This window comes from Herbidospora daliensis, from assembly GCF_001570585.1.
GTDB classification, from domain to species: Bacteria; Actinomycetota; Actinomycetes; order Streptosporangiales; family Streptosporangiaceae; genus Herbidospora; species Herbidospora daliensis.
Window position 1 is genome coordinate 314,579 of the sequence record NZ_BBXF01000005.1, and the last position, 26,398, is coordinate 340,976.

Annotated in this window: 25 protein-coding genes, 1 tRNA gene and 1 pseudogene; 8 read left to right on the forward strand and 19 right to left on the reverse strand. The window is 70.5% G+C overall.

The features are described 5' to 3' along the window. Positions 1-42: 42 nt before the first annotated feature. Positions 43-1,158, reverse strand: coding sequence for a cysteine desulfurase family protein (locus AW274_RS24735; protein WP_062436723.1), 1,116 nt, complete (start codon positions 1,156-1,158; stop codon positions 43-45). After that, complete coding sequence (locus AW274_RS24740; RefSeq protein ID WP_062436725.1) at positions 1,155-1,814, reverse strand: ArsR/SmtB family transcription factor; 660 nt, start codon at positions 1,812-1,814, stop codon at positions 1,155-1,157. Before AW274_RS24740 ends, AW274_RS24735 begins: the two co-directional genes overlap by 4 nt. 56 nt (positions 1,815-1,870) lie before the next feature. Between AW274_RS24740 and AW274_RS24745 the strand changes: the two genes are divergently transcribed. From AW274_RS24745 to AW274_RS24755, 3 genes are all read left to right on the forward strand, one after another. Beyond that, positions 1,871-3,187: an MBL fold metallo-hydrolase gene (locus AW274_RS24745; protein WP_232320351.1), complete on the forward strand. Its 1,317-nt coding sequence runs from the start codon at positions 1,871-1,873 to the stop codon at positions 3,185-3,187. Continuing rightward, a complete protein-coding gene (locus tag AW274_RS24750) occupies positions 3,184-4,422 on the forward strand; it encodes an MFS transporter (RefSeq protein ID WP_062436729.1) in 1,239 nt (412 codons plus the stop codon). The genes AW274_RS24745 and AW274_RS24750 overlap by 4 nt, the downstream gene beginning before the upstream one ends. Before the next feature lie 65 nt (positions 4,423-4,487). After that, positions 4,488-5,843 (forward strand): aminotransferase class V-fold PLP-dependent enzyme, encoded by a 1,356-nt coding sequence (locus AW274_RS24755; RefSeq protein WP_062436731.1) that lies wholly within the window; start codon positions 4,488-4,490, stop codon positions 5,841-5,843. Between the two features lie 58 nt (positions 5,844-5,901). Here AW274_RS24755 and AW274_RS24760 read toward each other — a convergent pair whose 3' ends face one another. From AW274_RS24760 to AW274_RS24805, 10 genes are all read right to left on the reverse strand, one after another. Continuing rightward, the gene (locus AW274_RS24760) at positions 5,902-6,252 is read right to left on the reverse strand and encodes a DsrE/DsrF/TusD sulfur relay family protein (RefSeq protein WP_062436733.1); all 351 of its coding nucleotides are present in this window, start codon (positions 6,250-6,252) and stop codon (positions 5,902-5,904) included. Continuing rightward, the gene (gene phnE, locus AW274_RS24765) at positions 6,249-7,124 is read right to left on the reverse strand and encodes a phosphonate ABC transporter, permease protein PhnE (protein ID WP_062436734.1); all 876 of its coding nucleotides are present in this window, start codon (positions 7,122-7,124) and stop codon (positions 6,249-6,251) included. The genes AW274_RS24760 and phnE overlap by 4 nt, the downstream gene beginning before the upstream one ends. Then, the gene (locus AW274_RS24770; RefSeq protein ID WP_062436736.1) at positions 7,121-7,858 is read right to left on the reverse strand and encodes an ATP-binding cassette domain-containing protein; all 738 of its coding nucleotides are present in this window, start codon (positions 7,856-7,858) and stop codon (positions 7,121-7,123) included. The genes phnE and AW274_RS24770 overlap by 4 nt, the downstream gene beginning before the upstream one ends. Positions 7,859-7,869: 11 nt before the next feature. Next, complete coding sequence (phnD, locus tag AW274_RS24775; protein ID WP_062436738.1) at positions 7,870-8,775, reverse strand: phosphate/phosphite/phosphonate ABC transporter substrate-binding protein; 906 nt, start codon at positions 8,773-8,775, stop codon at positions 7,870-7,872. Beyond that, positions 8,772-9,983, reverse strand: a complete 1,212-nt coding sequence (locus tag AW274_RS24780; protein ID WP_062436740.1) for an acyl-CoA dehydrogenase family protein — start codon at positions 9,981-9,983, stop codon at positions 8,772-8,774. The genes phnD and AW274_RS24780 overlap by 4 nt, the downstream gene beginning before the upstream one ends. A 65-nt stretch (positions 9,984-10,048) precedes the next feature. Then, positions 10,049-11,362: an MFS transporter gene (locus AW274_RS24785; protein WP_062436742.1), complete on the reverse strand. Its 1,314-nt coding sequence runs from the start codon at positions 11,360-11,362 to the stop codon at positions 10,049-10,051. A gap of 45 nt (positions 11,363-11,407) precedes the next feature. Beyond that, positions 11,408-12,658 (reverse strand): ABC1 kinase family protein, encoded by a 1,251-nt coding sequence (locus AW274_RS24790; protein WP_062436743.1) that lies wholly within the window; start codon positions 12,656-12,658, stop codon positions 11,408-11,410. After that, a complete protein-coding gene (locus tag AW274_RS24795; protein WP_062436745.1) occupies positions 12,655-13,371 on the reverse strand; it encodes a hypothetical protein in 717 nt (238 codons plus the stop codon). Before AW274_RS24795 ends, AW274_RS24790 begins: the two co-directional genes overlap by 4 nt. 12 nt (positions 13,372-13,383) lie before the next feature. Further along, the gene (locus AW274_RS24800) at positions 13,384-14,115 is read right to left on the reverse strand and encodes a DUF6073 family protein (protein WP_062436747.1); all 732 of its coding nucleotides are present in this window, start codon (positions 14,113-14,115) and stop codon (positions 13,384-13,386) included. A 52-nt stretch (positions 14,116-14,167) separates the two neighbouring features. After that, the gene (locus tag AW274_RS24805; protein WP_157520702.1) at positions 14,168-14,611 is read right to left on the reverse strand and encodes a hypothetical protein; all 444 of its coding nucleotides are present in this window, start codon (positions 14,609-14,611) and stop codon (positions 14,168-14,170) included. 201 nt (positions 14,612-14,812) lie between these two features. On the opposite strand from AW274_RS24805, the gene AW274_RS40565 reads away from it, so the two are divergent. The 4 genes from AW274_RS40565 to sigJ all read left to right on the forward strand — a co-directional run bounded on the left by AW274_RS40565 (position 14,813) and on the right by sigJ (position 18,529). Further along, a tRNA-OTHER gene (locus AW274_RS40565) sits at positions 14,813-14,906 on the forward strand. A 44-nt stretch (positions 14,907-14,950) separates the two neighbouring features. After that, positions 14,951-16,708 (forward strand): selenocysteine-specific translation elongation factor, encoded by a 1,758-nt coding sequence (gene selB, locus AW274_RS24810; protein ID WP_062436751.1) that lies wholly within the window; start codon positions 14,951-14,953, stop codon positions 16,706-16,708. Between the two features lie 53 nt (positions 16,709-16,761). Continuing rightward, complete coding sequence (locus AW274_RS24815; protein WP_198169387.1) at positions 16,762-17,535, forward strand: SDR family oxidoreductase; 774 nt, start codon at positions 16,762-16,764, stop codon at positions 17,533-17,535. A 58-nt stretch (positions 17,536-17,593) separates the two neighbouring features. Further along, the gene (gene sigJ, locus AW274_RS24820) at positions 17,594-18,529 is read left to right on the forward strand and encodes an RNA polymerase sigma factor SigJ (RefSeq protein WP_062436755.1); all 936 of its coding nucleotides are present in this window, start codon (positions 17,594-17,596) and stop codon (positions 18,527-18,529) included. Between the two features lie 305 nt (positions 18,530-18,834). Here sigJ and selA read toward each other — a convergent pair whose 3' ends face one another. The 4 genes from selA to AW274_RS24840 all read right to left on the reverse strand — a co-directional run bounded on the left by selA (position 18,835) and on the right by AW274_RS24840 (position 22,764). After that, positions 18,835-20,232: an L-seryl-tRNA(Sec) selenium transferase gene (gene selA / locus AW274_RS24825; protein WP_063813589.1), complete on the reverse strand. Its 1,398-nt coding sequence runs from the start codon at positions 20,230-20,232 to the stop codon at positions 18,835-18,837. A gap of 9 nt (positions 20,233-20,241) precedes the next feature. Further along, positions 20,242-21,303, reverse strand: a complete 1,062-nt coding sequence (selD, locus tag AW274_RS24830; RefSeq protein WP_062436758.1) for a selenide, water dikinase SelD — start codon at positions 21,301-21,303, stop codon at positions 20,242-20,244. Positions 21,304-21,387: 84 nt separating this feature from the next. After that, positions 21,388-21,939: a carboxymuconolactone decarboxylase family protein gene (locus AW274_RS24835; RefSeq protein WP_062436760.1), complete on the reverse strand. Its 552-nt coding sequence runs from the start codon at positions 21,937-21,939 to the stop codon at positions 21,388-21,390. A gap of 165 nt (positions 21,940-22,104) precedes the next feature. Then, positions 22,105-22,764 (reverse strand): winged helix-turn-helix transcriptional regulator, encoded by a 660-nt coding sequence (locus AW274_RS24840; protein WP_062436762.1) that lies wholly within the window; start codon positions 22,762-22,764, stop codon positions 22,105-22,107. 79 nt (positions 22,765-22,843) lie between these two features. On the opposite strand from AW274_RS24840, the gene AW274_RS24845 reads away from it, so the two are divergent. Beyond that, positions 22,844-23,434: a carboxymuconolactone decarboxylase family protein gene (locus AW274_RS24845; protein WP_062436764.1), complete on the forward strand. Its 591-nt coding sequence runs from the start codon at positions 22,844-22,846 to the stop codon at positions 23,432-23,434. Here AW274_RS24845 and AW274_RS24850 read toward each other — a convergent pair. From AW274_RS24850 to AW274_RS24855, 3 genes and pseudogenes are all read right to left on the reverse strand, one after another. Beyond that, a complete protein-coding gene (locus tag AW274_RS24850) occupies positions 23,421-25,664 on the reverse strand; it encodes an ATP-dependent Clp protease ATP-binding subunit (protein ID WP_062437933.1) in 2,244 nt (747 codons plus the stop codon). The genes AW274_RS24845 and AW274_RS24850 overlap by 14 nt on opposite strands. Before the next feature lie 116 nt (positions 25,665-25,780). Next, positions 25,781-26,035 (reverse strand): annotated as a pseudogene (locus tag AW274_RS43045) (ArsR/SmtB family transcription factor); the annotation flags it as partial. Between the two features lie 7 nt (positions 26,036-26,042). Further along, a complete protein-coding gene (locus AW274_RS24855) occupies positions 26,043-26,390 on the reverse strand; it encodes a VOC family protein (protein ID WP_062436766.1) in 348 nt (115 codons plus the stop codon). Positions 26,391-26,398: the final 8 nt, after the last annotated feature.

Sequence of the window (26,398 nt, forward strand, 5' to 3'; positions counted from 1 at the left end):
GATCGGGAACCGATCAGATACGACATCGGCGGAGAATTCTCTTCATCGCTGGGTGAGCAGGGCGGCGGCGCGGTCGACGTCCGCTTCGGTCGTCCAGCGGCCGAGTGACAGCCGGATCGCGGCCAGCGCACGGGCGCGGTCGAGACCCATCGCGGTGAGCACTCCGGACGGCTCCGGATCTCCGGTGTGGCAGGCCGATCCGGTCGCCGCCACCAGACCGGGCAGACCGGCGAGCAGGTCGCGGCCGATGACACCCGGCAGGCTGACGTTGAGGGTGCCGGGCAGGCGGTGGTCGGGATGGCCGTTCAGCCGGACCTCGCCGAGCCGGTCGTGCAGGCGGTCGCGGAGTTCGGTGATCCGGGCGGCTTCGACGCCGAGACTCTCGTCCGCCAGGCGGGCGGCTTCGCCGAGGGCCACGGCGAAGGCGACGTTCTCGGTCCCCGACCGGCGGCCGTCCTCCTGTCCGCCGCCCGGGATCAATGGTTCGAGGGGGACGCCGTGGCGGACGTACAGGGCACCGATGCCTTTCGGGGCGTAGAGCTTGTGGCCGGCGATCGTGAGCAGGTCGACGCCCAGGTCGGTGACCGACACGGGAATCTTGCCGACGGCCTGGGCGGCGTCGGTGTGGAACAGGGCGCCGTGCTCGCGGGCGATCGCGGCCAGTTCGGCGACCGGCTGGACGGTGCCGGTCTCGCCGTTGGCGAGCATGACCGACACCAGGCGGGTCCGCGGGGTGAGGGCCCGGCGCAACTCGGCCGGATCGACCCGCCCGAAGCCGTCGACGGACAGCAGGGTGATCCGGACGCCGGCGCGTTCGAGGGCGGCGCAGGTGCGCAGTACCGCCGGGTGCTCGGTGACCTGGGTGACCAGGTGATCGCCCGGCGCGAGGGCCGGGCCGCGCAGCGCGAGCGCGTCGGATTCCGAGCCGCCGCTGGTGAAGACGATCTCGCTGGGGTCGGCATCGACCAGCTCCGCCACGTGGACGCGGGCCTCATGGAGGGCGCGGCGGGGCTCCTCGGCGTAGGCGCCCGTGGTCGAGGGGTTGCCGAAGTGCGTCTCGAGGTACGGCCGGGCCGCTTCCACCACCCGGGGGTCGACCGGGGTGGTGGCGTTGTGGTCGAGGTAGACGACGTCGTCGCGGAGGCCCGGCGGTCTCATGAGGCGATCGGCAGTCCCTCGGCGTGCCACTGCGGCCAGCCGTCGACCAGGAGGCGCGCGTCGAATCCCGCGGCCCGCAGCAGGCGCACGGCCTCCGGCGCCATCACGCAGAACCGGCCGCGGCAGTAGGCCACGATGAGACTGGTCTTCGGAAGTTCGGCCAGGCGGGCGGCGACCTGGTCGTGCGGGATGGACAGCGCGCCCGCGATGTGACCGGCGGCGTACTCCTCGGCGGGGCGCACGTCGACCACGACCACCTCGCCCCGGGCGATCAGCTCGGTCAGTTCGCCGCGCCCGACCGGCTCCAGGACGGAGACGTCGCCCAGGTAGTCGCGGGCCGCCTTCTCGGCGTCAGGCAAGGTCTCGGTCGCCAGGGCCTTCAGGGTCTCGACGAAGTCGTGCACCGACGGGTCGGCCAGCCGATAGAAGATCTTGACTCCGGACCGTCTCGTCTTCAGCAACCCGGCGTGCTGCAACACCTTGAGCTGGGCAGAGGTGTTGCTGAGCTTCCACCCGCAGGAGGTGGCCAAATCGTCGACGCTGCGCTCCCCCTGGGCCAGCACGTCGATCAGTTCCAGTCGCAGAGGGTTGGCCAGGGCCTTGCCCATACGCGCGAACTGTTCGTACAGCAGCAGCTTGCGTTCGCGATCGCTCATCTATAATCCTCCAAATACTTATGGAATATCGTAACAGCCGTCTGGGAGGTAGCACAGTGGACACGAACATCATCCCGCTCGTGGACGAAGGGCTCGGCAACACCGCCTACCTCACCGACCTGGGCGACGGCCGCGCTCTGGCCGTCGACGCCTCACGTGACCTTCGGCGGCTCAGGGCCGCCGCCGAACGCCGGGGGCTGAAGATCGCCTACGCGGCGGAGACCCACCTGCACGCCGACTTCCTGTCGGGAGCCCGCCAGCTCGCCGCCGACGACGGGGCGACGATCCTCGCCTCGGCCGAGGGGGGACGCGAGTTTCCCCATGTGGGTCTGCACGACGAGGAGGAGGTCGACCTCGGCGGGCTGACGCTCCGGGTTCTGACCACGCCGGGGCACACGCTGGAACACATCGTGTACGTGCTCCTCGACGGCGACCGGCCACTCGGCGTCTTCACCGGAGGTTCCCTGATCGTCGGCTCTGCCGCACGGACCGACCTCGTCGATCCCGACCGGACGATCGAACTCGCGCACGCCCAGTACGCCTCGTTGCGCCGCCTCACCACACTGCCCGACGAGACCCACGTCTGGCCCACCCACGGGGCGGGCTCCTTCTGCTCGGCGCCTCCCGGAGCCGAGCGCACCTCCACGATCGGAGCCGAGAAGCAGGCCAACGCCTTACTCCGCTCACCCGATCCAGCCGCCTTCACCGAACGCCTGCTCGCCGGGCTGGGCTCACATCCCTCCTACTTCGCCGACCTGCCCGAGGTGAATCGGACGGGCCCGGCCGTGGTGGCCGGACGGCCGTCGCTGGGCCTCGTCGACCTCGCGACCGTGGCCCGTGCGGGCGGGGTCGTGGTCGACGTGCGACCGGTGCTCGACTTCGCGCGCGGGCACGTGCCGGGATCGGTCTCCATCCCGCTGCGCGGTCAGTTCGCGACCTGGCTGGGCTGGACGGTGCCCGCCGGAACCCCGGTGGCGTTCGTGCGCGACGCGGCGCAGGACGCCGACGAGATCGTGTGGCAGGCGCTCAAGGTCGGATACGACACCATTCTGGGCGAGGTGGCCGGAGAGCGGCAGGCGACGGTCGACGTGATCGGGCCCGCCGAAGTGGGCGGCGACCAGGTGATCGACGTGCGGCAGGAGTCGGAGTTCGAGACCGGTCACCTGCCGGGGGCGCGCAACGTGGAACTCGGCCGGATCGAGTCGCTGCCGCCGGGCGGTGAACCCCTCGTGGTGATGTGCGGCCACGGTGAGCGTGCCGCGACGGCCGCCAGCCTGCTGATGCGGGGTGGCCACCGGAACGTGCGCATCCTGTCGGGTGGGCCGGGTGACTGGTCGCGGCTGACCGGTCTGACCCTGGAGCGCGGCCGATGACAGGTGGGCCTCGCCTCGGCCTGCGCGCGAACCTCCCTCAGTTCACTCTGCTCGTCGTCGTCAACGCGCTGGTCGGCGGCATGCTCGGCCAGGAGCGCACCGTTCTCCCGTTGCTGGCCGAGCAGGTGTTCTCCCTGAGCGCCTACACGGCCGTGCTGACGTACATCCTGGCCTTCGGCCTGTCCAAAGCGGCCGCCAACCTCTTCGCGGGCTCCCTCTGCGACCGCTACGGCCGCAGGCCGGTTCTGGTCGCGGGCTGGCTGGTCGGGCTCCCGGTGCCGCTTCTGATCATCTGGGCGCCGGAATGGGGCTGGGTCATCGCGGCGAACGTGCTGCTCGGGGTCAACCAGGGGCTGACGTGGTCGACCACGGTCATCATGAAGATCGACCTGGTCGGGCCGGAGCGTCGCGGCCTGGCGATGGGCTTCAACGAGTCGGCCGGCTATCTCGCCGTGGCGGTCACGGCCCTGGTCACCGGCTATCTGGCGGAGGCGTACGGGCTGCGGCCCGCGCCCTTCCTGCTCGGCCTGGCCTACGCGGTGATCGGGCTCGGGCTCTCCGTGGTCTTGGTCAGGGAGACGCGCGGATTCGTGTCCCTGGAGACGCGCGGTCACGATCGGCGTTCGGCCCGCGAGATCTTCGTGACGACGAGTTTCCGCGATCGCTCGTTGTCGGCGGTCAGCCAGGCCGGCCTGGTGAACAACCTCAACGACGGCGTGGCGTGGGGCCTGTTCCCGGTGCTGTTCGCGGTCGAGGGGCTGACTCTGGCCGAGATCGGGATCCTGACGGCCGTGCTCCCGGCCGTGTGGGGGCTGGGCCAGATCGCGGCGGGCGCGCTTTCTGACCGGTGGGGCCGCAAACGCCTCATCACCGGAGGGATGCTGCTTCAGGGCGCCGCGCTGGCGTGGGTCGCCGCCGCGGACGGCTTCGTCCCGTGGGCGATCGGTGCCGCTCTCATCGGCGCGGGCACCGCGATGGTCTACCCGACGTTGCTGGCGGCCGTCGCCGACGTCGCCCATCCCTCGTGGCGGGCGCGCGCGGTGGGGGTCTACCGGTGGTGGCGCGACTTCGGGTTCGCCGTGGGCGCGGTGCTCGCCGGGGTCGTCGCCGACCGCTTCGGCGTGCACGCCGCGGTGGCCGCCACGGCCGTGGTGACAGCCCTGTCCGGCCTGGTCGTGGCGGTGCGGATGAAGGAGACGCGACCTGGTCAAACGCCGGATAGAACGTTGCTTTAGATTCATATAGCACGGTGTTACGCTTGAGAAATCTATAGCTCGCTCTGCCCTGTGCAGGAGGCGTCATGACCGACCCCGCGAAGACCGTTCACCGCCGCTCCCTCCTCCTGGGCGCCGCCCTGGCGGGTGGCGGGCTGCTGACCGGCGCGTGCACGACCGCGAACGCCGGCGCGGCCGGAGCCGGAGGAGCCCCGTCGCCCCCTCCGGCTCCGAAGTTCGACCCACGCGACTGGAAGTCCGTCCGGGCGCAGTTCCCGCTGACGCCGAGCCTGGCGCACTTCTCGGCCTTCATGCTGTCCTCCCATCCGGCCCCGGTGACCGCCGCGATCACCGGGTTCCGGCAGGGACTCGACAGCAACCCGATCGAGTTCGGCATGGGCATGGCCGACTTCGAGTTCAGCTCCCGGGCCCGCCAGGCCCTGGCCACGTACATCGGCACCCGCCCCGACGAGATCGCCCTCACCGACAGCGCGACCATGGGCATCGGCCTCATGTACGGGGGTCTGGTGCTCAAGGAGGGCGACGAGATCGTGACCACCGCCCACGAGTTCTACTCCACCTACGAGGCGGTGCGCTTACGCGCCACCGCGACCGGCGCCAAGGTCCGCACCATCCGCCTCTACGACGACCCCGCCCAGGCGCGGGCCGACCAGATGGTGGCCAAGCTGAAGGCCGTGATCACCCCCAGGACGCGGGTGCTCGCGATGACCTGGGTGCACTCGATCACCGGCGTCAAGGTCCCGATCAGGCAGGTCGCCGACATGCTCGCGACGATCAACGCCGGCCGGCGGGAGCCCGAGCGAGTCCTGCTGTGCGTCGACGGGGTGCACGGTTTCGCCGCCGAGGCCGCCACCGTGAAGGACGTCGGCGCCGACTTCTTCGTCACCTCCACCCACAAGTGGCTGTTCGGGCCGCGCGGCACCGGGTTCGTGTGGGGCACCCCGGCGGCGTGGCGGCGGCACCGGCAGATCATCCCGAGCTTCTCGATGCCGGCCTTCCAGGGCTGGTTCACCGGCCAGCCGCCCGGTGGCGCGCCCGGCGACCTGGCCACGCCCGGCGGCTATCACACCTTCGAGCACCGGTGGGCGCTGCCGGCGGCCGTGGAGTTCCACCAGGCCATCGGCCCCGCCCGGGTGGCCGAGCAGATCAGGACCCAGGCCGATCAGCTCAAGGCCGGGCTCGCCGGGCTGCGGCACGTCCGGCTGGTCACGCCCCGGTCGGCCGAGGTGTCGTCGGGGGTGATCTGCTGCGCTGTCCAGGGGATGCACCCGGAGGCCGTGGTGGAACGCCTGGTCAAGGAGCATCAGGTCGCGGCGGCGGCGACGCCGTACCGGGAGAGCTATGTGCGGTTCGGGCCGAGCATGGTGACCACGGCGCAGGAGGTCGACCAGGCGATCTCCGCGATGGCGGCGCTGGCCTGAGGACGAAAGGAACCGGCCGGGCCCTGGGCGCCCGGCCGGTTCCGTCTTTCCGGGGAGGTCAGACGTTGATCGTGCGGTCGGCCCACATCGTCCAGGTGGCCAGTTCCTTCATCGAGGAGCGGTGGGTGCCGCGCGCGACGCTGTCCTCGTTGATGCCGCGGGCGTCCAGGCAGGTGCCGCACGAGCCGACCTCGGCGTTCTTGGACACCAGGCCGCGGATCATGTTGCCCACGTTGTAGTAGCCGTCGGGGGTCTTCTGCCCGGACATCACCGCCGAGACGGCGTCACCGAACATGAAGACCTTGACCTCGTTGCCGTCGTCCTCCAGCATCTGCCGGGCCCAGCGGATGCCGTTGTAGGTGCGCTCACTGCCGTAGGGGGCGTCGTGCAGGACGAAAAGAAGCTTCATCGCGGGCTCCTCCAGAGGGATCGAATCGCGGACGGCAGGCCGCCGCCCGTACGTTCGGAGGCCGCCCCGAGGCGCCCCCGGAAAATCTTCGAGATCCGGTCCACGGCGATGACGAGGATCACCACCGAGGCCATGAGCGTGGCCAGTTCCTGGTAGCGGAACAGGTGCAGGGCGATGCCGAGGGCCTGCCCGATGCCGCCCGCGCCGACGAAACCGATGACCACCGAGCTGCGGATGTTGCACTCCCACTGGTAGAGGATCTGGGAGGCGATCACCGCACGGGCCTGCGGCACTATGCCGAGCAGCGCCGTCGTGGTCCGGGAGCCGCCGGTCAGCCGCATCGCCTCGACCGGGCCGGGGTCGACGGCCTCCAACTGCTCGGAGCAGAGTTTGGCCAGCACCCCCGCCGAGTGCAGGGCGATGGCGTACACCCCGGCCGCCGGGCCGAGCCCGACCGTGGCGACGAACAGCAGCGCCCAGAGCAGTTCGTGCACGCTGCGCAGGGTGGTCGCGACGGTCCGGGCGCCGGCGGACAACCAGCGCGGCGCCTGCACGTTCCCGGCCATCAGCACCGCCAGCGGCAGGCCGATGAGCACGCCGATCACCAGCGCCGCGACCGAGATCTGCACGGTCTCCACGGCCGCCGTCACGACCCGGCCGAGCAGGTCGGCGTCCAGGTCGGGCGGGAACAGCCCGCTGACGATCTGCGCGGCGCCCTCGCGGCCCTCGATCAGGGAGGCGAGACCGATCCCGGTCCCGGCGACCGACCAGCCGATGACGCCCAGAGCGAGCAGCGTGACCACGACGCGGGGACCGCGGCGGGGCTCGGGCGGCGGTGGAGTGGTGCGCACGCGTTCCTGCTGGAGGGTCATGACATCAGCTCCGCGGGCGCGCCGTAGATCCGCTCCAGCCGACCGGCGTCGGGCGGGTCGCCGTCGTGCACGACCTGCCCGTCGCGCAACGCGACGACGCGGTCGAAGCGGCGGGCCACATCCAGGTCGTGGGTGGTGGCGATCAGGGTGGCGCCGCTGCCGGTCAGGTGGTCGAGGGCGACGGCCGCACGGACCGGGTCGAGCCCCGAGGTGCACTCGTCGGCGAGCAGCAGGCCGGGGGCGGTGAACAGGGCGCGGGCCAGCGCGACGCGCTGCCTCTCCCCGCCGGAGAGGCGCTCGACGCGGGTGCGCAGCAGAGCGGTGATGTCGTGGATGGCGGCCAGTTCCGAAAGCCGCGCGGCGAACCGCGAAGGCACTCCGCCGGCCAGCACCACGGCCCAGTCGGTGGGCCGCCAGGCATGGGCGACCCCCGCGAGGATGTTGGTACGGGCGGTGAGCCCGACGATCAGGTCGTCGCGCTGGCGTACACACCCGATCCCGCGTCGGAGCCGGGTGACGTCGGCGCGACGCCCGAAGGGGTCGGCGCCATCGATGGAGACCTCGCCTTCGGCGGGGCGGACCGCGCCGATGATGACACGGAGCAGCGTGGTCTTGCCCGCTCCCGATGGACCGAGCAGCGCGACCCGCTCCCCTGGCCCGACCTTGAGATGCACACCGGACAGGACGGTGCGGCCGGCGAACGCCACTGTGACCCCGCCGACGTGCACTTCCATGGGCTGTCCCGTCATGGCTGGCCTTGCTTGGGGGTCAGCAGCCCGAGGGTCGCGGCCTGCGTGCGCACCTCGTCGTAGTCCGCCGCGGTCACGGGCGCGAACTTCTTGGCCCGCATCAGGTCGAGCAGTTGGGGCTGGTCGATCGCGAGGAAGGCGTCGGTGACGGCGGTGCGGGTCGCCTCCGGCAGGTCGGGGTGGGCCACCCAGGGGTAACCCATGACGTTGCGGGTCTCGACGACCCGCAGGGCGCCAGTCGGGACGCTCCCCTGTTTCTCCAGGCGGTGCAGGATGCGCAGTTCGATGCCTCCGGCCTCGACGTCGCCCTTGGCGACCGCCTGCGCGGTGGCGTCGTGCCCGCCGGTGAAGGTGACCGCCTTGAGCGGCGGGCAGGCCATCAGGTCGCCGGTCTCGCACCGGGCGCCCGCCGCGGTGATCATGATGCGGGGGTAGAGGCTGCCCGATGTCGAGCTGATGTCGCCGAACGCGAACGCGCCGCCGGCGTCGACGACCTCCTTGGTCGTCTGGTACGCCGAGTCGGCCTTCACCACGATGGCCGAGAGGTATTCGGGCGTGCCGGTCTCCTGATCGACCTCGGTGACCAGCGGCACGATCTTCGTCTGCGCCTCGGCCTGGACGTAGGTCAGCCCGCCGAGGTAGGCGACGTCGAGGCGGCCGGCCGTGAGCGCGGCGACCACTCCGGCGTAGTTGGTGGCCACGAACAGCTCGACCTCGGTGCCGAGCTTCCCGGCCAGGTAGGCACGCAGCGGTTCGTACTGGGCGCGCTGCTTCTCCGGGGAGATGTTCGGCACCACGCCGACCCGCAGCGTGCCCTGGCCGTGGCCCGCGTGGCCGCCGGATCCGCATCCGACGGCGGTCAGCAAGAGGACGGCGAACGCGGCGATGAGTCTCCGGGTCATCGCCCCTCACCACCGGGGATCACGAACGGCGCGACCGGGGCGAGTTCGACGCCGAGGGTGCTGGCGCCGATCAGCTCACGGCCGGTGCGGTTGTTGATGGGCATGAACAGGCCCGCCTGCACGTCCCGCCAGATGCGCTCATAAGCCGAACCGCGCCGGTAGGCGGCGCCGCCGACGACGTCGATCAGCCGGGTCAGAACGGCCGCCGCGTTGTTGGTGCACACGTTCTTGACCAGCGCGCAGCGGGCCAGCCCTTCCTGTACGGGCAACTGGGAGACCAGCGCGCCGCTCATGACGTCTGCGGCGTGCCGCTGGAGCAGGGCCCTGCTGGTCTCGATGGCGATCTCGGCGTCGGCGACGGCATCTTGGACGCGGGTGTCACGCTCCAGGCCGTTGCGGCGGGCCAGGTCGACTGCGAAGTCGAGGGCGGCGACGGCCAGGCCGGTGTAGACCGCGCCGAAGCTGGGCGTGGTCCACGACAGGATCATGTCGAGCACCTGCACGTCGAAGTGGCCGACCGGGATCGACTGGAGCACGGCCATGTCGGGCACGAACATGCCGTCGAACACGATGTCGTCGCTGCGGGTGGCCCGCATGCCGAGCGTGTCCCAGGTCTGCTCGATCGTCACGCCGGGCATGCTCGGGTCGATCATCACGATCAGCACCTGCGGCCCGCCGGGGGCCTCGTCCCAGCGGGCGGTGGCGGCCCACATTGTGGCGATGGCGCTGTTGGTGCCGAAGATCTTGCGGCCGTGCAGTTGGAAGCCGCCGTCGACCTTGGTGGCACGGGTCTTGGCGTCCATGAACAGGGCCGGGATGCCGGGTTCGCTGGCGATCGCGGCCAGCACCAGGCCGTCCTGGCCCGCGATCCGCAGGACCTGCTCCAGCGGGGGCGCGCCGGTGCGCCGCCAGGTGTGTGCCCACGATCCGAGGGGGGCGGCGTGCATGGCGTACGACAGGGCGGTGGCCCCGTCGGCGGTGGCCAAACGTTCCAGGACGCGCAGCAGTTCGCCCTGACCGGCGCCGAGGCCGCCGAGTTCCTCGGGCACGGTGAGCCGGAGCAGGCCGCCCGCACGCAGGTCGTCGTAGTTGTCGGCGGGGAAGGTGTTGTCCCGGTCGTGGCGCGCCGCGCGCTCGCTGAGGGCCGGGAGGACCTTGTCGGCGAGGGCGAGGAACGACTGTTCGCGTTCCGTCAGGAGCTGACGCATGGGTGATATCTCCTCGAGACTCGATGAGATGGCCGGATGCGGCGGCGGGGTGCCGTCGCCCGGAGTCATGGACGGTTCGTGAGCGCGTCGTCACTGACGTGCCGGGACAGCAGGAACAGAGCGATGAAGCCGGACAGGACGGCCACCGCGGTGAGCGCGGCGGCCGCGATGGTGAGGGCGCCGGCCCCCCGCTGCGCGATGCCGCCGATCACGGCGACACCGAGCAGGGAGGCGGCCTGGCGGGCGGTGTTGAGCACCCCCGATGCGGCGGGCACCAGGTCGGGGGCGAGCCACCGAATGGCCTCAGTGCTGGCCGGCGCCATGACCAGCCCCACGCCCAGACCGGCCACCGCCAGCGCCGCCACGGCCAAGCCCGACGTGGACAGCGCGAACCCGATCGCGCCGGCGCCGAGCGCGAACATTCCGGCGGCCATGATCGGCCCGCCGCCGATCCGGTCGCTGAGCCACCCGGCGACCGGAGAGGCGAACCCCGCCGCCACCGCCATGGGCAGCAGCGCCAGCCCGGTGTCGATCGCATCGCCGCCGAGTTCTCCCTGGACGCGTACGGAGACCAGGAGCATCAGGCCCGCGAGCACGCCGAACTGGGCGGCGCCCACCCATCCGGCGACCAGGAAAGCGCGGTCGTGGAACACCTGGGGCGGCATCAGCGGCGCCCGGTGACCCCGCTGCCGCAGGGCGAAGGCGGTGACGAGCACGGCGGCGGGCACGAGCCAGAGCAGCCGCCCGGGGGTGAGCAGCGCGTAGGAGGCGACGGCCAGTCCGGTGCCGATGAGGACGACGCCGCCCCAGTCCAGCTCACTCCGGGCGGTTGTGGCACCCGTGGGCAGCCGGCGCAGGGCCAGCACCAGGGCGGCCAGGCAGAGAGGCACGTTGATCAGGAAGACCCACCGCCAGCCCCAGGTCGTGACGATCAGGCCGCCGCCGACCGGCCCGAGCACGGCGGCCAGGGCCATCGTCGCGCTGACCAGGCCGAGCGCGGCGCCACGTCTTTCCGCAGGGAAGACGGCGGCGATCAGGGTGAGCGTCTGCGGCACGATCATCGCCCCGCCGACGCCCTGCGCCACCCGGGCGGCGACCAGTTGCGGCAGCGCCGTCGCCAGCCCGCCGGCGAGAGACGCCAGGGCGAACACGACCAGGCCCGCGATCAGCAGGCGGCGCGGACCGTGCGTCCCGCCGAGCCGTCCGGCGGTGATGAGGAGGGCGGCGTAGGCGATGACGAACCCGTTGAAGACCCACAGCACGTCGTCGAGCCCGGCGCCGAAGGAGACGGTCAGAGCGGGGACCATCACCTGGACGACGGTGGAGTCGATCATCACGACGAACGCGGAGAGACAGAGAACGGCGACCGCACTGAACATGCGCACTCCCGGAAGCATTCAAAACATTCTTTGAATACTTTAGAATTATATAGTCATATTCTCCGGGGCTTCCGACGCTGTCAAGGCCCCCGTAAGGAGGCCTTGCATCACGTAGGGAGCCGCCTCGATCTGGAAATCCATCAGCGGATGAAGCCGCCGCACCGTTCCCTCCAGGGCCAGCAGGCACAGCAGCGGGAACACGAATTCGGGTTCGGCGAAAACGGCGTGGCCGCGCTGCAGGTCGAAGAGCCGGACCGCGAACGGCCCCAGCTCGAAGTCCTGCGCGACCGCCCCGGAACTGCGATTCACCAGGTCGGCGACCTCACGCTGGAACCCGGCCACGTCGGCGCCCTCGGCCACGCCGCGCGCGCTGGCCAGCAGAATGCGCGCGCAGAACTCACCGTCGCCCTTGATCATGCCGCCGAAGAATCGCGTGAAGCTGGTCCGCGCCATTTCGCTGAGCGGGAACATGAATCCGGCGTCGAGGATGACGACCTCGCCGCCGGGACGGATGTAGGCGTTTCCCTGGTGCAGGTCGACGTGAATGAATCCGCGCACGAACAGCATGTGATAAACAGCGCGAACCAGCGTGGTCACGCCGCGTTCCGTCGATTCGGGGTCGCCGGGCTCCTTGGTCAGCCCTTCGGCGAACGTCATCGTGATGACGCCGCCGGCGGTCAGTTCGTCGACGGGCTCGGGGACGACCACGCCGTCCACGTCCGCGAGGTCGGCGCGCAGCCGATGGAGGTACCGCGTCTCCTGCGCGAAGTCGAGCTGACCTCGCAGTGCCTCACCCAACTGGCCGACGATGTCGGTCATCGGCAGCCGGGCCAGGCGGGGAACACGCGCGGCGAGCCGGGCGAAGCCCGAGACGATCGCGGTGTCGGCGGCGAAGCGGCGGATCACGTCCGGCCGCCTGACCTTGACCGCGAGGTCACGGCCCTGCCACGTCATCCGGTAGACGCACGCGATCGACCCGCTGGCGATGGGCGGCCGGGCCAGGGCCGCGAGCATCTCCGACGGCGGATCCGCGAAGGCCTGCCGGGCGGCGAGCAGGGCGTGCCTCGACGGCATCGGCTCGACCTTGTCGTGCAGGCGGCCGAGCTCGGCGGCCAGGGTCTCCCCCACGACGTCGACCCGGGTCGCCAGCAGCTGGCCCGCCTTGAGGAAGGCGCCGCCGAGCCGTTCGAGCAGCCGGGCGACCTCGGCGGCCCTGGTCGGCCGCCGCCAGGCGACCAGGGCCAGCCCGATCAGCACGTGGAAACCCACCTGGACGAGGCGGATGGCGACCGTCATCGCCGCGCCTCCGCCCCGGCCAGGGCGTTCTCGACCGCCTCACGCAGTGTTTCGGGGCTGTCGTCGAAGTCCTCGCAGGCCAGCGGCACGGCCGGGCCGCTGCGGGTGAAGTCGGTCCGGTGGCCGCTGTCGAGCCGCGACACCCGCACCCGACGGGGCAGCCAGTCCTCGGCCGGGCCGCCCAGCTCCAGGGCCTCCCACCGGCGGATCGCTTCCCCGCGCTGCTCCACGACCCGGTCGACGACCACGCCGGTCCCGGGCACGAAGCACTCCCGCACCACCAGGGCGTCCAGTCGGGCCGGACCTCGGTAGACGCGGGTGCCCGTGCCCGGCGCTCCGGAGCCGGAGAGCTGAAGCACGGGATGAGGCCACGCCATCAGGTCGACGTAGCCGATGTCGGTGAGGGGCAGGCAGTCGAAGGCCAGCCGGTCGACGACCTGGATGGGCCTGCGCATGGTCGGCAGGTAGGTGCTGATCCGGCACTCACCGGCGTCGCGCTCCTCCTCCATCCAGACGTAGGTGCCGAACAGCACATCGGGTTTGATCACGAAGATCGCGGTCACCGCGCGTTCCGGCAGGGCGGAGAAGCGGCGCGCGAACAGGTACCGCATCGGGTTGTTGCCGATGGCGGCCTCGACACCGAAGGCATAGGACGCGAGCCGGCCCGCGCGGAAATTCGCCCGAGCCGGCCCGGCAACACGCACGTCATCCATCGCTGAGAGTGCCTACGCCAGCAGTCGTGCCAGCTCGGCGGGGATCACCGCGCTGGCGATCGGGACGTGGTGCAGGAGGTTCCCGATCTCGATGTCGGCGGCCAGAAGCTCACCGACCTGACGGCCTTCGCTGTCGTACAGCGCGTAGTGCTTGTTCGTTCGCGACACGTCCCCGATCGGGGGGACCATCGCGACCCGCGACTCCAGACGGACCACCTGGTCGCCCGTGTCGACGGTCGTGCCGAGCTGCTCTACCTCGAACCGAGGATAGATCATGGTGATACAGTCCTTGATGGGCATCGGTGTCCCATCGTCCGGGGTCGGACTCGGCTTGACCCGCGCCCCTTCCGACTTGCCAGGCGTGTTCGACACCTTGACCTGGCCGAAGAGCTCGCTGTGCCCCGTCACCTGAAGCGACAGGAACTGGGCCGTGATCGTGGCGCTGGCCCAGTTCAGCTCGCCGGCGGCGTGCGGGTCGTGGCGACGGTAGATCGCCATGCCGTGGAGGTCGACGATGTCCTCACCGAGACCGTCGATGCGCACGTGGATGCGCTCGCGGACGATGAACGTCTCCAGAGCCGACGGCGTCAGCGTGTAAGGGCGGATGGGGTAGAGGTTCCCCGGCCCTCCCCACGCGGAGTCGTGGCCCCGGACGACCTCCGCCGGAGAGAGGGTCGCGGGGTCGATGTCCGCCGCGACGCCCCTCTCCAGGAGTTGTCTGAGGATTCCCTGTGGTTCGCTCACAGTTCAACCTTTCGAGTGAGAGCGATGATGGGTGGCCCCGTGCCGCCCCTCGTCAGTTGTCGAGGGACGCCATCAGGGCGTCGAGCGAATCGATGACATGCGCGAAGTCCACGGTCCGCTCGCGGAGGCGGGACTTGTCGACCGTCTGGTCGCCAAGCTCGACCGCGAGCACCTCGATCAGCCGATCGAGGTTGTTGTAGGCGACGCTCACCGGGAAGTGGGCCAGCGGCGTCTCGTGCCGGGGGTCGGCGGGCGGGCCGCCGGACTCCAGCAGTCCGGTCGATCCGCTCTGCTCCCGCCAGGCGCGCTCCACCGTCACGTCGTACTGGTGGAAGGTCCCGTAGTAGTGCGGCTTCCAGAGTTCGCGGAGCTCGTTGGCGCTGATGCGCCGCTCGAGGTAGTCCACCGCGGCGGGGACGAACACCTCGCGGTACTCCTTGAGCAGAGGACCGACGTCCGGCGAAGTCGTCGGCAGCGGACTGTCAGCGATGGTCATGTCGTCTCCCAACCAGGGCTCGGTAGGTCTGAACGTCGATCCTCAGTTGATTACTTTAAATTCATATAGTCAAGCTCCGGATATGTCCGAGCGTTCCAAAGAACAAACCACCCTTTGAATAGCCTGTTCAGCGCGCCTACCAGCGGAAACCTTTGAGGACGCGGTTGACGGCACGCGCTCCAATATCGTTAGTTACTTCATGGAGGCGTTGGGTGCCTGGTGGCCCTCCCGGTCTACAAAACCGATGGGGCGGCGTTCGGCGTCGCCGGCGGGTTCGATTCCCGTTCGCCTCCGCTTTTCGCACCACCGCGGGATTCTTCAGGGTGAGGAGTGGCGCGCATGCACGTAGTGGCGACCGCCGGTCACGTCGACCACGGCAAGTCGACCCTCGTCCGCGCTCTCACCGGAATGGAGCCCGACCGCTGGGCCGAGGAACGCCGGCGGGGCCTGACGATCGACCTGGGGTTCGCCTGGCGCACCATGCCCTCGGGACGCTCGCTCGCCTTCGTCGACGTTCCCGGCCACGAGCGGTTCGTGACCAACATGATGGCCGGCATCGGCCCGGTGCCCGCCGTACTCATCGTGGTCGCCGCCGACGAGGGGTGGATGCCGCAGTCGGCCGAGCACCTGGCCGTGATCGACGCGCTCGGCGTACACCACGGACTGCTGGTGGTGACCCGGTCGGACCGAGGCGACGCCGAACTGGCCATCGAGGAGGCACGGCTGGAGCTGGCCGACTCCTCCTTGGCCGACGTGCCCGCCGTGGCCGTCAGCAGCATCACCGGCGAAGGTATCGACGACCTGGTGACCGCTCTCGACTCGCTGGTGGCATCGCTGCCCGCCCCCGACGACGCGGCGCCGGTCCGGTTGTGGATCGACCGCGCGTTCACCATCAAGGGCATGGGCACCGTCGTCACCGGCACCCTGCCGGCCGGGACCGTGAACGCCGGAGACGAACTCCAGCTCAGCCCGTCAGGACGGATCGTGAAGATCCGCGGCATGGAGTCGCTGAAGCGGAAGGTCGAGACGGTGACCGGCGTGGCCCGGGTCGCCCTCAACCTCAAAGGCGTCGACCTGGACGAGTGCCGGCGCGGGATGGCCCTGATCACCCCCGGCCGGTGGAGCGACACCGACACCCTCGACGTGCGGCTGCGGGCCGGGACCTCCGACCTGCTACCGCGCGAGTCGCTGCTGCACGTCGGCTCGGCGTCGGTGAGCGTCCGGATCCGCCGCCTGGGCGAGACGACCGCGCGGCTCACCCTCGAACATCCGTTGCCGATGCACGTCGGCGACCGGGTGATCCTCCGCGACCCGGGCTCGCGCCGGGTGACCGGCTTGACCGTGCTCGATGTTCGGCCGCCGCCTTTCCACGGCCGGGGCGCGGCGGCGCGGGCGGCCGACGAACTGGCCGAGTGGCCCGACCCGCCGACCGCCCACCACCTGCTGGCCCGCCACCATTATCTGAAGGTGGCCGACTTCGGTCTCATGGGCCTCCCCCCGGTCGGCCGGACGGCCGACGGCGACTGGCGGGTGGACCTCGGCTGGCGGGTCAGCCAGTCTCAGCGCCTCAGCGCCCTCACGAAGGACCACGCCCTGGCCAACCCCCTCGCTCCGACTCTTCCCGTCGAGGTGGCCCGGCAGCTGCTCGGGCTCCCCGACCGGCGGCTCGTGGAGGCGCTGGTCCGGCCGCCGCTGCGGGTCGAGGGAGGGCGGATCCACCGGCCCGCCGACCGGCCCAAGCTCCCCGAGGCGATCGCCGCCGCCGTGCGTCGTCTGGAGCGGGAGCTGGAGTCGACGCCGTTCCAGGCGCCGGAGGCGGGCCGGCTCGCCCAGCTCGGGCTCGACTCCCGGGCCGCCATCGCCGCGCACAAGGTCGGGGCCGTCCTGCGGCTGGCCGAAGGCGTCGTCCTCCCCCTGACGGCCGAGCCGCGAGCGGTGGAGATCCTCGGCGACCTGCCGCAGCCGTTCACCGCGAGCGAGGCCCGCAGCGCCCTGGGCACCAGCCGCCGCGTGGTGATCCCCTTGCTGGAGTATCTGGACGAGCGGGGCCACACGATGCGGGTCGACAACACGAGCCGGCGGATGCGCCCCAACTGATCGTTTTCTCGGACTCGCCGCCTCACACTTTTCCGGCCTGCGTCGTCCTGTTGGTGAGGGCAGCGACCGGCGGCCCGGAACGGAGTGCGGAAATGAAGGTTTTCATCGCTGGTGGGCGCGGCCGTGTCGGGTCCCGCCTTGCTGACAACCTGGAGGCCAAGGGCATCGAGGTGGTCTCGGGAGGGCTGGAGGACGGGGTCGACGTGATCTCGGGCAAGGGGCTCGCCGAGGCTCTCGTCGGAGCCGACACCATCGTGAACGTCCTCAACACCCCCCGCTTCGACGCGGAGGGGGCGATCTCGTTCTTCGAGGGAGCGATCGACAACCTGACCGCGGAGGGCGAGCGGGCAGGTGTGCGTCACCACGTCGTGCTCTCCATCGTCGGCGTCGGGGAAGGGGACGCATCTGAGATCGGCTACTACCTCGGCAAGGTGGCGCAGGAGAAGGCCGTGCGATCCGCGTCGATCCCCGCCACCATCATTCGGGCCACCCAGTTCCAGAGCTACATTCCGGTCCTCATCGACCAGCACACCGTGGACGGAAAGGTTCTCGCTCCGAGGTCGTTCATCCAGCCGGTCGAGCTGGAGGAAGTCGTCGAACTGCTCGCCGAGGCCGTCACGACGCTGGAACCGGGAAGCGCGGTCGAGATCGCCGGCCCCGACCGGTTCTTCCACGACGACCTCTTCCGCGCCACCCTGGCCGATCGCGGAGACGATCGTGAGGTGGTGACCGTGGACGGGCAGGAGCCCCTCGACGCCATGGTTCCGCGCGGCGCGTTCCGGACGGGCACCGTGCGGTACCCGATTACGGGGATCCCCACCGCCTGAATGCGATAGTGGAGAAAGGCGGCAAGGTGCGTGCCGCGCTCCAACGGGAAAGGGCTCCATGCCGGAAGATCTTCCTGCCGAAAAATCACCGGCTCTCGATCCGGTCATGGCGGAGCGGCATCGTCTGCTGTCGTTGGCCTTTCGCATGATGGGCACCTTGGCCGACGCCGAGGACGTCGTTCAAGAGACATATGTGAGGTGGTACCGCCTTGAGCCCAGGGAACGCGACGAAATCGCCACGCCGGCAGCATGGCTGATTCGAGTCGCGAGCCGCATCTCACTCGACCTGCTGGGTTCCGCGCGGGCGCGACGGGAGACGTACGTCGGACAGTGGCTGCCGGAGCCGGTTCCCGCCGATCTCTTCGCAGGCACGGCCATCGCGCCGCTGAACTCCAGTGATCTCGCTGCCGATCCGCTCGATCGTGTCACCCTCGACGATGCCGTCAGCATGGCATTGCTGACGGTCCTCGAAGCCATGACCCCGGCAGAGCGAGTGACGTTCGTCCTGCATGATGTGTTCGGCGTCCCGTTCGACGAGATCGCCGGCGTCGTAGGTCGTTCGGCAGCGGCGACGAGGCAACTGGCGACGTCCGCACGCCGCCACGTCCGACGAGGAAGACGCGCACGGGTTTCTCCCCGCCAGCACGATGAGGTCGTGCGGGCATTCCGCGGCGCGACCGCCAGAGGGGACATCGAGGACCTGCTCCGCGTGTTGGCTCCAGACGTCGAACTACGAGTAGACGGCGGCGGCTTCGTCAACGCCGCACCCAGGGTCATCCGCGGGTCGGATCATGTGGCCCGGTGGTTCATGGGAGTGATGCGCAAGCAGCCCGCCCTCCGTCTCGAGCGACGCGACACGGCTGACGGTCTCGGTTACATTCTTCGAAATGAGGGGCTTCGATACGGAGTACTTACCTTTGACGTCAGCGATGAAGGCGTCACGAATGTGTGGCTGATGCTGAATCCAATAAAGCTGACGAATTGGTCACTCTGAACCCCTTTGGGATAAGTGGAGTTGAGCGTAATAGAGGGCTTCATGCTCGGCAGGCGGTGTGCGAGCGCTGATAGCTGCGCCATCGGCGAGCCTTTCCAGGACGGTTTGATCAGTTCGATCGCGCGCGAGCACATATCGACCCCGAAGGCGACACACTGACGCCCAGCCCCGCCGCGATAGCTTTCATCACGGTTTACTCGGTGGGGTAGGTCGGCCGGACTTCCGGGACCAGGCGCACCGCACGTTCACGAAGCTCGGGAAGGTAGGGGGACGGGCGCGTTCGAATCTCCAACCAACCCGTTCGGTTACGGCAGCGCCGCCAGTAGCGCCTTCTCCAGAACGTCGTCCTCCTCGGGCGCCACCGTACGCAGGTCGACCAGCACCCGTCCCCGTTCGGCCCGCACGATCACCGGCGTCTCTCCGGCGCGCAGCGCCCCCATGACGGCCGTCTCGCCCGACGGCCCGCAGCTGAGCTCGACCAGCACCGACGGAAGCCGCTCGACGGGCAGGCTGCCGCCGCCCACCATGCCCGCGCCGTCCCGGACCCGGGCCCGCCGCCCGATCGAGCGCGCCAGCCGGTCGGCCCGGCGGGTGAGCTCCTCGATCGGCGCGTCGAGCATGCGCCAGACCGGCAGCTCGCCTCGGCGTCCGCCCAGATGGGACAACAACGTGGCTTCCAGAGCGGCCAGGGTGAGCTTGTCGATGCGCACGGCACGGGCGATCGGATGCCGGGACAGCCGCTGCACCATCGTTTCGTCGCCGACGACGATTCCGGCCTGGGGGCCGCCGAACAGCTTGTCGCCGGAGAAGACCGTCAGGTCGGCCCCGGCCGCCATGCTCTCCCGCAGCGTCGGCTCGTCGCCCAAATCGCCGGTGAGCAGGCCCGATCCCAAATCGTGCAGGAGCGGGAGGCCCGACTCGTGAGCGGCGGCGACCAGGGCGGGCAGCGGCGGCGCGGCCGTGAAGCCTTCGATGCGGTAGTTCGACGGGTGCACCACGAGGATCATCGCGGTGCGGTCGGTGATGGCGTCGACGTAGTCGGCCAGGTGGGTGCGGTTGGTCGAGCCGACCTCGACGAGCCGCGCTCCGGCGGCCTCCATGATGGACGGGATGCGGAACTCGCCGCCGATCTCCACCAGTTCGCCGCGCGAGACGATGACCTCCCGGTCGCGGGCGAAGGCGCCGAGCGCCAGGAAGAGCGCCGCGGCGGCGTTGTTGACCGCCAGGGCGCCGGGTGCGCCGCTCAGCTCGCGCAGCAGGGTGTTCACGGTTGCGCCGCGTTTGCCTCGGCCGCCGGTGGCCAGGTCGAACTCGACCGTGGAGTAGCCGGCGGCGGCGTTGACGGCGGCCCGGGCCGCCTCCGACAAGGGGGCCCGGCCGAGGTTGGTGTGCAGCACGACGCCGGTGGCGTTGATGACGGCCCTGACCCGGCCCGCGTCCAGCGTGGCCAGCGCGTCGGCCACCTTGCCGGCGATCTCGTCGGGGGACGGCACGGTCCCGCCTCCGCCCACCGCACAGCGGGCCTCGTCGATCACCAGGCGGACCTTCTCGGTCACCAGCGGGCGGCCCCATGTGGCTGCCAGCTCGCCCATCAGCGGGAGCGAGAGGACGGCGTCAATCTTCGGCAGCGCGCGGCGGGGATCGGCGGGAGGAGTAGCGCGTGGCACTTCAACAGGTGCGGCCGGGCCGGAATCCATGATCATCGTGACCCCTCAAGCGCCTGCATGGACGGAGATGTGACCGGGCCGTCCCGCGACCGCCTGGCCGATGACGGCCGTGGACCGGTCGTGTTCACGCAGGCGGTCGACCAGCCCGGCCGCCGACGGCGGCACAGCGAGCAGCAGGCCGCCTGAGGTCTGCGCGTCGTGCAGCAGGATCGCGACCTCCTCGTCGACCGACACCGCGACGTCCACCCAGTCGGCCAGGAAACTCATGTTCGCCTTGGTCCCGCCGGGCACGAAACCCTTGGCCGCCAGCTCACGCGCGTCGGGCAGCAGCGGCACGCGGTCGGCGTCGACCGTCGCGGCCAGGCCGCTGGCGCTGAGCATGCGCCGCAGGTGCCCGAGCAGCCCGAACCCGGTCACGTCGGTCGCGGCCCGCACTCTGGCGGCCACCGCGGCGCGGGCGGCGTTCGCGTTGAGCGTCGTCATCGAGGCGACGGCCTCGGCGAGGGTGGCGGGGTCGGCGGCGTCCTGTTTGAGGGCGGTGACGATGACGCCGGTGCCCAATGGTTTGGTCAGCACGAGCAGGTCGCCGGGGCGCACCTGGTCGATCGTCATCAGGTGGTCGGGGTCGGCCAGGCCGATGACGGCCATGCCGTATTTCGGGACGGGGTCGGCGATGGTGTGGCCGCCGACCACGGCGCAGCCGCCCTCGGCGGCCTTGGTGGCGGCGCCGCGCATGACGTCGGCCAGCAGGTCGAGCGGCAGGCCGTCGCCCGGCCAGGCGGCCAGGTTGAGCGCGGCGACGGGGCGGCCGCCCATGGCGTACACGTCGGACAGGGCGTTGGCCGCGGCGACGCGGCCCCAGTCGTAGGGGTCGTCGAGGACGGGGGTGAAGAAGTCGGTGGTCAAGATGAGTGCCTGGCCGTCGCCCAGGCGCAGCACCGCTGCGTCGTCGCCCTCGGGCAGGCCCACCAGCAGGTCGTCGGCGGCTTGGGCGCCGAACCCGTTGAGGCTGGTCATGAGCGTTTCGAGTGACGCCTGCGGCAGTTTGCAGGCGCATCCGGCGCCGGGTGACAACGTGGTCAGTCGGACGGTGGTGTTTTCCCTCATGGGGCCCTTCCCGGACGTGCGTCGGCGGAGCGGGGCGGCCGGTCCCGGCGGCTGGGCGCCGCCGGGACCACCGCCTGGTGGCCGTCAGTGGCCGGTGGCGCACATCCGGTAGCCGTCGTTGATGATCATCTGGGCCATGCCGGCGTAGGCTCGCGGGTCATCCGGGACGATGGCCGCCAGCCCGTCGCAGTAGCGGTTGAACATGCAGAACGCCGCCGAGATGAGCACCGAGTCGTGGATCTCGGTGTCGGTGGCGCCGGCCTGCCGGGCCGCGTCGACCAGCTCGGCGGTGACGGCGTGGCCGCCTTCGACGGTCGCGCCGGCGATCTTGATCAGGGCGCGGAGCTTGGGCGAGATCGGGGCGCTGTCGACGTCGTCGAGGACCTTGTCGACCAGGGCCCGGCCGCCGTCGATCTGGGCGGCGCTGACCTCCGAGTGGGTGGAGCTGCAGAACTTGCAGTGGTTGAGCACCGACACGTAGGTCGCGATGAGCTCGCGGTCCCCACGCCCCAGCGAGTGGGGGCTGCGCAGCAGCGTCTCGGCGAGCTCACCGAGGGGGCGCCCCGTCTCCGGACGGTACTGGAACAGACCGGGCGTGCCGGGGGCAAGCTCGGGGGACATGGCGATGTGCGGCATTGATCTCTCCTCTGGAAATGGCGAGTACGCCCGCGGAGCCGCCGGACGAGCGTCAGGTTTCGACCCGACTCTTCCCAGTAGAGGACTTTAAGTTTATATAGTCAATATGAGCCGCTTGATCCTTGAGATCGGATTCTGTCGATGACCGCTACATGGATGTCAAGCTCAGCCGATCGGCGACGCCATCAGTCCGAGCAGGACGCTGGAGCGCACGATGGCGTCGGTGTCGCCGTTGAGCTGGAGTCTCCCGGAGGCCAGCGCCTCGAACGGGGTCAGCCGCTTGGCGCCGATCTCGACGAAGGTGCGCGCGTCGGTGCGGGCCACCACGGCGGGCTCCCCGTCGGCCGGGCCGTCGAGCGCGACCGGCTTGCCGTCGGTGACGGCGATGTGGAAGACCACGTCGTCGACGCGGAACTCGTAGGACTCGTCGATGTCGGTGGCCCGGTCGGGGTCGATCATCGCCTGCACCGCGAGGAAGCCCCAGTGGGCGCGGACCTCGACGTCGTCGGCCGGCGCGTCGATGAAGTGGAGGCCCCAGCGCGCCATCGAGAGCACCGGTTCGCGCAGCTCCCGGCCGAGGTCGGTCAGCGCGTAGCCCTGGTCGCGGGTCTGCGGGCGGGTGACGACCCCCAGTTCGTGAAGCACCTTGAGGCGTTCGGCGAGCAGGTTGGTGCCGATGCCGGGCAGTTCCTCCAGCAGCTCGCCGTAGCGGCGCGGGCCCAGCAGCAGTTCCCGGACGATGAGCAGCGTCCAGCGCTCGCCGATGACGTCGAGGGCCGCCGCCAGCCCGCAGTACTGGCCGTAGTTACGCCGGACGTGACCCATGGCAGCCTCCTTGCTTCGCCTGGTTACTTTAATTATACATAGAATATGTAAGTTGTCCCGGCAACCCTGAGGAGCGCGCATGACCCCCGGCTCTCCCGGCGTCAACGTCCCGATCGTCACCGAGGCCGCCGCCACCGGCGATGTCGCCGAACTCTACGGCGAGATCCGCGATCACTTCGGGCTCGGGCTGGTGCCCGACGTCTTCAAGCTCGTCAGCACTCGCTCACGATTTCTCAAGGTGTTCTGGGACGGCTACCGCTCGGTCTTCGACGAGGGAGAGCTGCCCCGCGACGTCAAGGAGCTCATCGCGGCGTACGTGGCGCGCGAGGTCTCCTGCCGCTACTGCGTCGACGCGCACGTGCTCTTCCTCGATCTGCTGGGCGCCGACACCGCGCTGAAGGCGAGCCTGTCGGTGGCGGAGGTGGAGCGGATGGATCTGCCCGAACCGGTGCGCGAGCTGCTGCGGCTGGCCAAGCGGATCACCGACGAGTCCCACCGCGTCACGGAGGCCGACTTCGCGAAGGCCCGCGCCTGCGGCTGGAGCGACGCGCAGATCCTGGAGGCGCTCTGGACGGCCTGCCAGTTCAACTGGGTGACCCGCATGGTGAGCGCGGCCGGCCTGGTCTCGTTGGGGCAGCTAGCCGAGTTCGAACCGGCTACAGGACGGTGAAGGTGAGCGACGGGTGTTCCCCGTCGCTCACTCCGAACAGCACCGTCCGCCCGGCGGTGAGCCGCCCGCTCAGCACCTGCGCCGACAGGGTGTCGTCGAGCTCGCGCCGGACGGTTCCGCGCAGGGGCCGGGCGCCCATGGCCGGGTCGTTCCCCAGCTTGGCCAGGAACTCCTTGGCGGGGGCGGTCACCTGAAGCCGTACACCCGCGCTTTCATAGAGGCGCTGGGACAGGTCGTCGACGGCCATGTCGACGATGCGCAGCAGTTCGGCGTGGCCGAGCCGGGCGAAGACGACGACGTCGTCGAGCCGGTTGAGGAACTCGGGCCGCAGATACCGCCGCAGTTCGTTGTGGACGAGGGTCCCGGTCATCCGCTCGCTGACGAACCCCGAGGTCTGCCGGGCCGCCTCGCGCGCCCCCAGGTTGGTGGTGAGGATGACCACCGCGCTGGTGAAGGTCACGGTACGCCCGTCTCCGGAGGTCAGCCGCCCTTCTTCGACGAGCTGGAGCAGCACGTCGAGCACGTCGGGATGGGCCTTCTCGATCTCGTCGAACAGCACCACGCTGAACGGCTTGCGCCGAACCTGCTTGGTGAGCTGCCCGCCGTCCTCGAACCCGGCGTAGCCGGGCGGGGCGCCGATGAGGCGGGAGACGGAGTGGGGTTCGGCGTACTCGCTCATGTCGACCTGGATCAGGGCGTCGTCGGCGCCGAACAGCACGCCCGCCAGGGCTCTGGCCAGCTCGCTCTTGCCCACGCCCGAAGGGCCGGCGAACAGGAAGGAGCCGATCGGGCGGTCAGGGTCGGCGACACCCGCGCGCGAGCGGCGGATGGCCGAACCCAGGGAGGCGATGGCGGCGTCCTGGCCCACGACGCGGGCGCGCAGCTCGTTTTCGAGGTTGCGCAGCCGGAGCAGGTCTTCGGTGGTCAGCCGTTCGAGCGGGATGCCGGTCATGGCGGCCAGCACCTCGGCGACCAGGTCCTCGTCGACCTTGTCGGGGGCGTGGCCGCCCGCCAGTGAGCGCACCCGGGCCAGCGCGCCGGCCTCGTCGATGGCGTCGATGGCCTTGTCGGGCAGCGCGCGGCCGGTGACGTAGCGGTCGGTCATGCGGGCGGCGGCCACCAGCGCGGCGTCGGTGACGACGACTCGGTGATGGGCCTCGTAGTGGGGGCGCAGGCCCTTGAGGATCTCGATGGTGGCGGCGACGCTGGGCGCCTCCAGGGTGATCGGCTGGAAGCGGCGGTCCATGGTGACGTCGCCGGCGAAGTACCTGCGGTACTCCTCCGGGGTGGTGGCCCCGATGACGCGCAGTTCGCCGCGGGCCAGCAGGGGTTTCACGATGGCGGCGGCGTCCAGCGCCCCGGCCCGGTCCCCCGCGCCCACCAGGGCGTGGATCTCGTCGACGAAGAGGATGACCTCGCCGTCGGTGCGGGCCTCGGCCAGGATCGTGCGCAGGCGTTCCTCGAAGACGCCGCGTTCCCGGGCGCCCGCGATCATCGAGCCGAGGTCCAGCGCATACAGGCGCTTGCCGAGCAGTTCCTCCGGCACCGTCCCGGCGACCACCCGCTGGGCGAGCGCCTCGACCAGGACGGTCTTGCCGACTCCTGGCTCGCCGATCAGCAGGGGGCTGTTCTTGGTCCGCCGCAGCAGCACCTGCACCAGCCGGTCGAGTTCGTGGTCGCGTCCGACGACGGGATCGAGGTCGCCGGAGCGGGCGGCGTCGGTGAGGCTGCGGCCGAACCGCGACAGCAGCAGGTCGACCGAGCGCACCGGGCCGGTGGCGGCGCGGATCGGCTCCGGGACCTGGTCGAGCAGTTCGTAGACGCGTTCGCGGACGCGGACCGGGTCGACCGACAGGCCGTGCAGCACGGCGACGGCGGGGTCGTTCTCGTCGGCGAGCAGGCCGAGCAGCATGTGCTCGGTGTCGACGGTGTCCTCGCCGAGGCGGCGGGCCTCCTCGGTGGCGCGGGCCATCAGCCGGGCCGCGGGCTCCCCGAGCGGGATCGGACCCGGCGTGAACACGGGCCCCGCCCCGACGACGATCTCGATCTGCTCGTGGACGAGGTCGAGTTCGACCCGCATCTCGTGGAAGACCGCCCCGGCGATCCCTCCGGCCTGGACCAGGCCGAGCAGCAGATGTTCGGTGCCGATGGTGTTGCGGTTGAACATCCTGGCCTCTTCCTGTGCCAGGACGACCGCCTTGCGCGCGCGTGCGCTGAGCCGGTCCACCATCGTCGCCACCCCGTCATGGAGTCATTTTTTTTTGGATCCCGGTCTTCCGCCTCGACCCGGGCCCGGGCGAAGCCCGCCCACCAGATGTCCTCCAGGAAGGCGCGCAGCTTGGCCAGGGTGCTCTGGCTGGCCCGGTAGAGGCGTCGGGTGCCCTGGCGGCGTTCGACCACGAGGCCGGCCTCGCGCAGGACCTTCAGGTGCTGGGAGACCGCCGACCGGGTGACCGCGAAGTGCTCCGCGATCCGCCCGGCCGGCAGTTCCGTGGACGCGATGAGATGCAGGATCGCCCGGCGGGTGGGGTCGGCGATGGCCCGAAGGACCATGTCGAGTTCCTCGTCCGGGGGCGGTTCGCCCATCTCATCGGCGGTCATGGTCGGCTCAGCGCTGCCACAGGCCGACGGTGATCCCGTCGGGGTCCTTGAAGGTGGCCATGGTGCCGATGCCCGGGATCTCGTAGGGCGGCACGTCGCGCTGGCCGCCGTTGGCCTCGATCTGCTTGAGGGTCTCCTCGGCGTCGTCGACGACGAGGTAGACGACCAGGGCGGGGGCGGCCTCGGGGTTCTCGCCGATGCCGCCGGGGATGCCCTCGGAGGAGCCGGTGTCGACCATGCCGTAGCCCATGTCGGGGTCGACGTCGATCTTCCAGCCGAAGACCTCGGAGTAGAAGCTGCGGGAGACGCCCGCGTTCTTGGAGGTGAGGTCGAACCAGGCGATGGGGTTACCCATGATGTGTC

What these genes read in the sequence shown, in the direction of transcription:
- AW274_RS24785 (WP_062436742.1), bottom strand. Translation starts at nt 11,362, where the DNA reads ATGTTCAGTGCGGTCGCCGTTCTCTGTCTCTCCGCGTTCGTCGTGATG.
- AW274_RS24795 (WP_062436745.1), bottom strand. Translation starts at nt 13,371, where the DNA reads ATGGATGACGTGCGTGTTGCCGGGCCGGCTCGGGCGAATTTCCGCGCG.
- AW274_RS24740 (WP_062436725.1), bottom strand. Translation starts at nt 1,814, where the DNA reads ATGAGCGATCGCGAACGCAAGCTGCTGCTGTACGAACAGTTCGCGCGT.
- selA (WP_063813589.1), bottom strand. Translation starts at nt 20,232, where the DNA reads ATGATCATGGATTCCGGCCCGGCCGCACCTGTTGAAGTGCCACGCGCT.
- AW274_RS24855 (WP_062436766.1), bottom strand. Translation starts at nt 26,390, where the DNA reads ATGGGTAACCCCATCGCCTGGTTCGACCTCACCTCCAAGAACGCGGGC.
- AW274_RS24780 (WP_062436740.1), bottom strand. Translation starts at nt 9,983, where the DNA reads ATGCGTCAGCTCCTGACGGAACGCGAACAGTCGTTCCTCGCCCTCGCC.
- AW274_RS24845 (WP_062436764.1), top strand. Translation starts at nt 22,844, where the DNA reads ATGACCCCCGGCTCTCCCGGCGTCAACGTCCCGATCGTCACCGAGGCC.
- AW274_RS24760 (WP_062436733.1), bottom strand. Translation starts at nt 6,252, where the DNA reads ATGAAGCTTCTTTTCGTCCTGCACGACGCCCCCTACGGCAGTGAGCGC.
- AW274_RS24805 (WP_157520702.1), bottom strand. Translation starts at nt 14,611, where the DNA reads ATGACCATCGCTGACAGTCCGCTGCCGACGACTTCGCCGGACGTCGGT.
- phnE (WP_062436734.1), bottom strand. Translation starts at nt 7,124, where the DNA reads ATGACCCTCCAGCAGGAACGCGTGCGCACCACTCCACCGCCGCCCGAG.
- selD (WP_062436758.1), bottom strand. Translation starts at nt 21,303, where the DNA reads ATGAGGGAAAACACCACCGTCCGACTGACCACGTTGTCACCCGGCGCC.
- AW274_RS24735 (WP_062436723.1), bottom strand. Translation starts at nt 1,158, where the DNA reads ATGAGACCGCCGGGCCTCCGCGACGACGTCGTCTACCTCGACCACAAC.
- phnD (WP_062436738.1), bottom strand. Translation starts at nt 8,775, where the DNA reads ATGACCCGGAGACTCATCGCCGCGTTCGCCGTCCTCTTGCTGACCGCC.
- AW274_RS24790 (WP_062436743.1), bottom strand. Translation starts at nt 12,658, where the DNA reads ATGACGGTCGCCATCCGCCTCGTCCAGGTGGGTTTCCACGTGCTGATC.
- sigJ (WP_062436755.1), top strand. Translation starts at nt 17,594, where the DNA reads ATGCCGGAAGATCTTCCTGCCGAAAAATCACCGGCTCTCGATCCGGTC.
- AW274_RS24835 (WP_062436760.1), bottom strand. Translation starts at nt 21,939, where the DNA reads ATGCCGCACATCGCCATGTCCCCCGAGCTTGCCCCCGGCACGCCCGGT.
- AW274_RS24750 (WP_062436729.1), top strand. Translation starts at nt 3,184, where the DNA reads ATGACAGGTGGGCCTCGCCTCGGCCTGCGCGCGAACCTCCCTCAGTTC.
- AW274_RS24850 (WP_062437933.1), bottom strand. Translation starts at nt 25,664, where the DNA reads ATGGTGGACCGGCTCAGCGCACGCGCGCGCAAGGCGGTCGTCCTGGCA.
- AW274_RS24840 (WP_062436762.1), bottom strand. Translation starts at nt 22,764, where the DNA reads ATGGGTCACGTCCGGCGTAACTACGGCCAGTACTGCGGGCTGGCGGCG.
- AW274_RS24770 (WP_062436736.1), bottom strand. Translation starts at nt 7,858, where the DNA reads ATGGAAGTGCACGTCGGCGGGGTCACAGTGGCGTTCGCCGGCCGCACC.
- AW274_RS24755 (WP_062436731.1), top strand. Translation starts at nt 4,488, where the DNA reads ATGACCGACCCCGCGAAGACCGTTCACCGCCGCTCCCTCCTCCTGGGC.
- selB (WP_062436751.1), top strand. Translation starts at nt 14,951, where the DNA reads ATGCACGTAGTGGCGACCGCCGGTCACGTCGACCACGGCAAGTCGACC.